Annotated in this window: 5 protein-coding genes; 1 reads left to right on the forward strand and 4 read right to left on the reverse strand. The window is 62.5% G+C overall.

The genetic code is table 11. The annotated features are described in order from the left end of the window. Nucleotides 1-316: 316 nt before the first annotated feature. From DLM46_RS38485 to DLM46_RS38495, 3 genes are read right to left on the reverse strand one after another with little or no spacing between them, the layout of a single operon-like run. Nucleotides 317-664: an NIPSNAP family protein gene (locus DLM46_RS38485; protein WP_115110222.1), complete on the reverse strand. Its 348-nt coding sequence runs from the start codon at nucleotides 662-664 to the stop codon at nucleotides 317-319. Continuing rightward, nucleotides 661-2382 carry an FAD-dependent oxidoreductase gene (locus DLM46_RS38490; protein WP_115110226.1) on the reverse strand — a complete coding sequence of 574 codons (1722 nt, stop codon included), beginning with the start codon at nucleotides 2380-2382 and terminating at the stop codon, nucleotides 661-663. Before DLM46_RS38490 ends, DLM46_RS38485 begins: the two co-directional genes overlap by 4 nt. 31 nt (nucleotides 2383-2413) lie before the next feature. Continuing rightward, nucleotides 2414-3259 carry an SDR family NAD(P)-dependent oxidoreductase gene (locus DLM46_RS38495; RefSeq protein WP_115110229.1) on the reverse strand — a complete coding sequence of 282 codons (846 nt, stop codon included), beginning with the start codon at nucleotides 3257-3259 and terminating at the stop codon, nucleotides 2414-2416. Nucleotides 3260-3382: 123 nt separating this feature from the next. Here DLM46_RS38495 and DLM46_RS38500 point away from each other — a divergent pair, with 123 nt between their 5' ends. After that, nucleotides 3383-4315 carry a helix-turn-helix domain-containing protein gene (locus DLM46_RS38500; protein WP_115110232.1) on the forward strand — a complete coding sequence of 311 codons (933 nt, stop codon included), beginning with the start codon at nucleotides 3383-3385 and terminating at the stop codon, nucleotides 4313-4315. Between the two features lie 26 nt (nucleotides 4316-4341). Here the strand turns inward: DLM46_RS38500 and benC are convergent, their stop codons facing one another. Beyond that, a complete protein-coding gene (benC, locus tag DLM46_RS38505) occupies nucleotides 4342-7131 on the reverse strand; it encodes a benzoate 1,2-dioxygenase electron transfer component BenC (protein WP_115110235.1) in 2790 nt (929 codons plus the stop codon). Between the last annotated feature and the right edge of the window lie 1105 nt (nucleotides 7132-8236).

An 8236-nucleotide genomic window follows, 5' to 3' on the forward strand; every position in this document is an offset into this window, starting at 1 on the left:
TCGGGAAGGAGAAAGCTTTGTGTACGACTATCGCCTTGAACGAACCGCTTCATCTTGCTCATCCTCCGCTATCGGATGAAGAATTCTAGCGCTTCAAAAATGCGTTTTGACACAGTCTGGGCCAAGAAGAGACGGTCGACTGTGCTGCCCAGATCGTCAACAATCGCTCACCGCCCCCCCTCGCCGACACGGACCCGCAATGCTTGTTTGCCTGCTCACCGTATCCGACGCACTATTGTTCGAATTCTGCGGCTATCAAAGACCGGCGCGATCCGATGCTCGGCTTCGACTAACAGCAAAAACCTCAAGCATCGGCTTACTCTGCGCCACTAGCCAGCACGGCGGCACGAATGAGCCGTGTCTCCTGTGCCATGATCAGATGGCCCGATGCCTTGAGATAGGCCGGGAAATCCGGATGCGTATCGCGTGCAAGGCACCGTCGTTCGTAATCTGCCAGATCATCATACCCCCACAGGTGGGTGAACTGGTTCTGCGGCCCGACCAGACTCGTCCAGAAGCCGAGCGGATGTCCAAGCGTCTCGCGCAGGATCGGCATGGCGAGCCTGTCGAACACTTCGAGAAACTCGGGCATCTTGCGCAGCGCGATGGTGTAGACCCGGAAATCCACGAGGGGCTTTGCCAGAAACATTGGTTGGGTATTCATGCGTACACCTTCTCTTTGCGGGCCATGGCTTTGGTGGCGATGGCGTTACCGGTGACATAGCCGAAAGTCATGTTGGGCCCATGAGTGATGCCGGCGCCCGGATAGTTGCCGCCCATCACGCTGCGCCGGTCATTGCCGACCGCGTAAAGGCCCTCGATCTGGCTACCGTCGGCGCGCAGCACCTCGCCGGTGACGCTGGTCCTGAGGCCGTCGAACGTGCCCAGATCGCCCATCACTACCTTCACCGCATAGAAGGGGCCGGTCGCGATCGGCGCAACGCAAGGATTGGGCTGGTTGTCCGGATCGGCGAGATAACGGTTGAACGACGTGCGTCCGCGCTGGAACGCCGGGTCTTCTCCGCGCACGGCGGCGAGATTGTAGGCAGAGACCGTCGTCTCGAGCGCATCAGGAACAATCCCGCAATTACGCGCCAGTTCGCCGAGCGTCTCGCCCTTGACGAGGTAGCCTTTACGTAGCAACGGGCCCACGGGCATCGGCGCGGGCTTGGCATAGCCGAGTCCATACTTGCCGAGCGCCACCTTATCGCAGATCAGCCACATCGCCGTCTCCCGTTCACCCTCACAGGCTCGCATCAGCGCCGCGCCAACATCGTGGTAGGAGTTCGATTCGTTGGTGAAGCGCCGACCGTTCCGCAGCACGCCGATCACGCCGGGCTTGTAGCGGTCGAGCAGATGCGGGAATACGCCTGTGCGGCCCTTGCCGAAGGGCACCTTTGATACCGGCATCCAGGCCGACGCATCGGCGAAGCCGAGCGCCACGGCACCACCCATCTTCTCCGCCATGCTCAGCCCGTCGCCCGTATTGCCGACGGGCGTGGGCGAGAGATGCTCACCCCCACGCTTCACATGCGGATAGACCTGCGCGATGCGCTTGAGATCGTGCGGGAAGCCGCCGCAAGCCAGCACGACGCCGTGCCGCGCGGTAATCCGAAGGTCGCCGTCCGCAGCGCTCGCGCGCACGCCGGCCACCTTGCCGTCCTCGCTCAGCAGTTCCTTCACGGTCGTCGAAGTGAGGATCGGAATCTCGAGCGCCAGCGCCGACTTCGCGAGCCTCGCGGCTAACGCGTTGCCGCTCGTTACGTTGATCCCCCGCCGGTAAAGCGCCAGCTCCTTGAGGTGCGTAGCCAGACGCCGGGCTACGTAGAAGAACGAAACAATCGACTTGGTCGCGCGGAAGAAGTGCTTGAGGTCCGCGTTCGAGGAATTGAACATCATTCCCATAAAGGTGATCGTCTCGAGCGGCGGCTTGAGACGGCGCATGTCCTTGCCCAGCCCGCGGATGTCGTAGGGTGCGGCGAGGATCGAGCGGCCGATGTCGACACCGCCGGGCGCATCCGGGTGATAGTCCGGATAGAGCGTGGGCACGAACTTCATCTCGGTCTCTTGCTCAAAGAACTCGACCATTCTCGGCCCGTTCTCGATAAAGCATTCGACCGCGGCGGCATCGTAGTTGTTGCCCGTCTCGCTCATTATGTACTCGCGCACGCGCTCGACGCTGTCAGCTGGGTTCTGCTGGCGGCCATATTTGCTCAGAGGAATCCACAAGACCCCGCCCGACAGCGCGGTGGTACCGCCGAACACGGGCTCCTTTTCGAGCACGATGACATCGAGGTCGCGCTTGCGTGCAGTGATCGCGGTAGCGAGGCCCGCGGCACCCGATCCGACCACGACCAGATCGCAAGTGATCTCCTTGGCCATATCCACTCTCCTTGTTATGGTGTGATGGTGCTCACGCGGCCGGCGTGGCGTTGAAGCCGGGGCGCGGGACCATGTCCATCAGCATGCAATCGAGCCCGCCGTCGACGAGCACCTCCGCGCCATTGACGTAGGCAGCTAGGTCAGAGGCGAGGAACAGGGCTGGGCCGGCGAGGTCTTCCGGCTCGCCGATACGGCGGCTCGCGGTGGCGGCGGCGCGGCGAGCTTCGAAGCCGGGCTCCTCGTAAAACTTCGCGGACAGCGCGGTGCGGATCATGCCGGGCAGCACGCAGTTGCTGCGCACCCCGCGTGGACCCCACTCCGCCGCCAACTGCCGCGACAGCAGCAGCACGCCCGCCTTGCTCGGGCTATACGAACCGCTATTGGTCTGCGGACTGAGCGCCGCAATCGAGGCAACGTGAACGATATTGCCTTTGCCCGCCGCCAGCATGTCGCCCCCGAAAGCTCGAGCACACAGAAGATAGCCGGTCAGGTTCACGGCGATGGCCTGGTTCCAGTCCGCGATCGAGACCGTCTCGAGAGGTCCGGCGCGTAGAAGCCCTGCATTGTTGACAAGCACACTGGCCGGCCCGAGCGCCGCGCGAACTTCGCCAGCAGCCGCGGCAACCGAGACTTCGTCCGACACATCGCAGCCGATCGCCTGCGCCACCGCACCGGCGTTCCGAAGTTCGGCGGCGACAGCTTCCGCGCCAGCAAGATTCCAATCCACGAGCGCCACATGTGCTCCGACATTGGCGAACGCGCGCGCGATGCCGGCACCAATACCACTGCCTGCGCCCGTGACCACGCAGACCTTTCCGTCCAGGTTCAGCGCGTAGGGGGCCGACGCAGCGGCGCGATTTTCAAGTTCCTGTCTCATGTAGTTATCCTTTCTGAAATTTCCACGCGATTTTGCTTGCTGAAATCCGTATCGCCATTGAACGCCCCAAGCGCCTGTGGAACAATGGACAGAGATCACATAGAGCAGGACATAACGTGCATCATGGCCAATGACCAACAGCGCCGCCGGACCGTTCTGCATTTCGCGCTCTATGGCGCGGAAGCCGACCAATCCTGGGTCGACATGGTCCATTACGAACGCATTCCCCTGCGTGCCGGCCGTTTCGACTTCGACATCAGGCCGCACATCCATGACGCACTGATCCAGGTGCTCTACGTCACCGCCGGGGGCGGCGAGACCTTCATCGACGGCAAGAGCTGGGCAGTCGAAGCGCCATGCCTGATCGTCGTGCCAGCGCGCTCGGTTCACGGCTTTCACTTTCGCAGCGACATCGACGGTCACGTCATCACCGCCGCGCAGTCAGCGCTGGAATCGCTGGCGATGACGGCCGCGCCCGAGCTGCTGGAATTCATCCGCACGCCGACGGTGCTGTCGATCGATCCCGACGTCGAGCGCGGCACACCTCTAAACACCCTGTTCGAGTCGATCGGCCACGAGGCGGAGAGCCACGAGCGCTGGCAGTTCACCGCAGGCGCGGCACTGGCGATCACCTTGTTCGTCAAGATCGGGCGCCTCAGCGAGAGCGCCCGGCTTTCGGCCAGTTCCGAACAGCGCACCATGGCCGGACGGATCGAGCGGTTCCGCGCGTTGCTCGACCGCCATTGCCGTGAGCGGCGCCCGGTCGCCAGCTATGCCGACGAGATGGGCGTGAGCACCGGTCAGCTCTCGCGCATCTGCCGCGCCACCTTCGGGGTGTCGGCAATCGAGGCAATCGATGCGCGCTCGATCCATGAGGCCAAGCGGCTGCTCGGCTATTCGACGCTCAGCGTGAAGCAGATCGCCAGTGAACTGGGCTTTCAGGACGAGGCCTATTTCGGTCGTTTCTTCCGCAAGCAGACGGGACTGCGGCCAACCGAATACCGCTCCGCGGCCCACGATCGATCCTTGCCGCCTAAAAAGGGGAGCGCGGGCTGACTCGACCGCGCCCCCCGTCATCCGCTTTAGGCCGATAACCTACGGAACTTGACGAACAGGTGTTCCGGCCCGGAGTTGGTCAGGTTGTTGCCCCGCACATACTGGATCGGCCGTGCCGGATCGAGTGCGATATCGCCAACCTTGCGGGCCAGAGCCTTCGTCGCGATCAGCGTCTCCAGCTTGGCGAGGGGCGCACCAAGGCATTTGTGCATGCCGTTGCCAAAACCCAAATGACCGTTGGAATCGCGGTCGATGTCGAACCTCTCGCCGTCGGTAAACTTGCGGCTGTCGCGGTTCGCTGCCGAGAGCAGCAAGCGCACCACCGCGCCCTTGGGCAGATCGACGCCCGCGACCGTGGTCGCCTCGGTGGTGATGCGGCTCACGCGCTGGACGGTCCCACGATAGCGCGCCACCTCCTCGACGAAACGGTCAGCGTCGGTCGGGTTTTCGCGAATCCGTCCCAGCAGATCCGGCTGTTCGGCGAACATGCGAAAAGCGTTGGCGACGAGGATAGTCGTCGTGTCGTGCCCGGCGATGAAGACGAAGGCGCACAACTCCTTCGCTTCCTTTTCCGAAAGCAATCCGTCCTTCCACATGCGCGCGATATGCCCGCCGATCGACTGGCTGTCGGTGCGAGCGAGCCGCTCCATCGCTTCCTTCAGGTAAGCGAAGAAAGCCTGCGCGCTCTGCTCGTCGGTGCCGGTCCCCGGCGCATTGCGGGCGAGGCGCCCGAAGTAGCTGAAGGTCTCGTCCGACCAGAACTTCATCTTCTCTTCATCCTCGTTCGGCACGTCGATCATCGTGGAGATTGTCGAGATACTGAGCGGGATAGCGAAATCGTCGACGACATCGCCGCCGCCTTTGGCAATCATCGCGTCGAGCAGGTCCTCCGCTCTCTGCCCGATCTGCCCGATAAAGGGATCGAGCGCCAGCGGCAGGAAGGACGGCTGGACGACCTTGCGCAAGCGCGAATGGTCGGGCGCGTCGAACAGCGTCAGGAACGTCAGCGGTGGCGGGCTGACGACCTCGGAGGAAAACAGCTTGGGATTGCGAATCGCCTGGTAGACATCGTCATAGCGCGACAGGAACCACACGTCCGAAGTCGCCGACTGGCAACGCAGCACCGGCGCATGCTCGCGCATCCAGCGGTAGTGCTCGTAAGGGTCGCCTTGCGAGCCGTCATCGACCACCTTGAACGGCTCCAGTTCCTCGGGCCAGTCCAGTTCGTGTGAATAGGGCGGAAGGGTCTTGGCCGTGAATGGGCAAATCTGCGGCGCGCTCTGCGGCACGGCAGACGGGGGAGCGGGTGGCGCTGCGACCACGGGTGCCGTCTTGCCCAGCGTCATTCGCTCCAGTGCGCGGCTCATCGTGGCCTTGGAATGCAGTGCATGCAGTGCAATCACGTCCCGTGCCGCGTTCAGGTCGCCCAGTTCGAAGGCGGCGACAATGTCCCGGTGCTGTTGGACCATATCGCCGACGATCTCGATCTGGTCGGTCAGCGCGCGGGCGATGTAGTCCTGCACGGCCAGTTGCCGGTAAAGCGCGATCAGTTGGGCGTTGCCGGAAGCTTCAATGGTGAACAGGTGGAAGGCATGGTTTGCCTCGATGTAGCGCGCAACGTCGGTAAAGCGCCGCCCGGACACAAACGGCGCCGTCGCCTCGGCGAGCCGGCGGAACATGATCAATTGGTCGCTCGACAGCCGGCCCATGGTCAGCTGAGCCGCCCCGAGTTCGAGCGCCATGCGCAAATCGAAGGCTTCATCCACATCGACAGGAGCCATGCGCTCCTCGCCGGTCTGAACCACCAGGCCGGTGCCGGCGAACTTCTCGTAATAGAAGTTGCGCGGCGTCAGCCCTTCGGACGAGAGAAAATTGCGCACCGCATCGACCATCGGCGGTGGGCCGCAGAGGTACACATCCGCATCGCCATCGTTGAGCTGGGAGGCGCTGATGTGGTGGGTCACATAGCCTTTGTTGGGGTGGGCACTGTCGGGGCTGGAGACGGTGCAGGCATAGGTGAAGTTCGGCAGGCGCTGCGCATAGGTTTCGAGCCGGTCGATGCCAACCAGATCTTCGTCGCTGTTCACACCAAAGATCATGTGGATGGGATACGGACTGCCGCCGTCCGCGACGATCTTGTCCAGCATCGACAGGAACGGCGCGAGGCCCGTACCACCCGCCAGAAACAGCACCGGCCGCTCGATGGGGCGCAGGTAGAAGCTTCCCAGCGGGCCACGAAACTCGATTTGGTCTCCTACTTTGGCGGATTCGCACAGCCAGCTCGACATCACCCCTTGACGCACATTGCGCACAAGGAAGGACAAACGCGGCTCGGACGGCCCCGAGCTGAAGGAGTAGGAGCGGGTCTGATCGGTGCCGGGCACCCGGATGTTGACATACTGCCCCGCAAGGAAGCTGAGATCCGCGCGGTTCTCCAACTCGACCGAGAAGGCGATCGTGGTGTCCGACGCTCGTTGGCAGGCGACGATCCGTCCTTGGTGGGAGGACGGGCCGGTCCCTGAGACATCGGAATTCGTGGCGAGCTGGATCACGCAGTCGGAACGTGGGCTCATCTGGCAGGTGAGAACCTTGCGGGCGCTCGCCTCTTCCGGGCTGAGCGCATCTTCCACGCAGTCGCCCAGAACGTAGTCGCCGGACTCGCAGACCGCCTTGCAGGTGCCACACACACCATCACGGCAATCGAGTGGAATATTGATCTTGGCGCGAATGGCGGCATCGGTGACACGCTCGCCCTCCTTGCACTCGATGAAGCGGGTCACTCCGTCCTCAAAACGGAGGGTTATCTGATGGGCCATGGCGGTGTCTCCTCTAGAGCCGCCCGACCATTCCGCTGCGCTGGCGGTTTGCTCGGGCGGGGCGGCGCGCGAGGTAACCTTGTTTCTCGCAAGCGCCCGGTGGGTTTAATGCCGCCAATTTAGAGCCTGAGCCGCGTTCCCCTCAACGGACAGAGACGACGTTCACCCGGACAAAACGTGCATCGAGATGAATGCCGGATGACCGGAGTAATCCGGACCTCATTCGCCGGCCGCGTCCGGAAAATACCCATTGATCGCTTTAATTCCGCCGCGCTTCGGAGCGGGATGATCGCCACTGCACTATTCGCTGCGCGCGCCTATTGGCCGAGTCGAGCTACGTCACAGCGTGATGCATTTCGAAGGCGCGCTAATCGATGGCGCGACGCCAATGTGAATTGAACGCCGCAAATCTCTGTCCCGGGCGCCCATCGCCGATGCAACCGCCCGCTCTCGGCTCTACTGCCCGAAGTAGCTGATCCCCGAGACGATCAACAGCACGTTCACGACGCGAGCGAAATGCTGGTCTGATAGCCGCTTGTAGAGCCTCATGCCAACAGCGATTCCTAGAAGCGCAGAGGGTATGCTGAGCAGGTCCGCCGGCGCGAACCCAACCTCGCGGCGGAATGTAGCAGCAGACTAATCGTAGCGAGCGCGGCTACGCAGCGGCGTTGCATTAAGACCTCACCTCTTTACCAGTTCCTGTAGTTTTGAAAACCGCTGACAGGATCGGATGCGGTGTTATACGCACAAAAAAGCCTCGTCCGCGTCTTGGGATGCTTTCTGACTGCGTCCCTTCTAGACCTAACGCGTATAACCCTCGGGAGGCACGTCCCGAAGGACTGCCACGCCGGGTTGCATCACGAAGAAGGCAGTTTGCGTCAGCTTACGTCGAGTGCCCTGGCAGTTGAGACACATGTCAACCATTCGAACCTTCAATACGACCCACGAATGTCCGGTTTGGGGAAAGGTAGAGGACCGCTTCGGGTGTGCGCCGTGAAAAGGTGGCGCTTTCCAGCGGGTGTAAGTCCCGCCCGGCAACCGCTCCAGCCGGAAGCAACCGGAGCAGCTATGGAGGCAACGAAATGGCTGAAGCCTTCGGTGATGC

Origin of the sequence: Paraburkholderia lacunae, assembly GCF_003353175.1 — a bacterium.
GTDB classification, from domain to species: Bacteria; Pseudomonadota; Gammaproteobacteria; order Burkholderiales; family Burkholderiaceae; genus Paraburkholderia; species Paraburkholderia lacunae.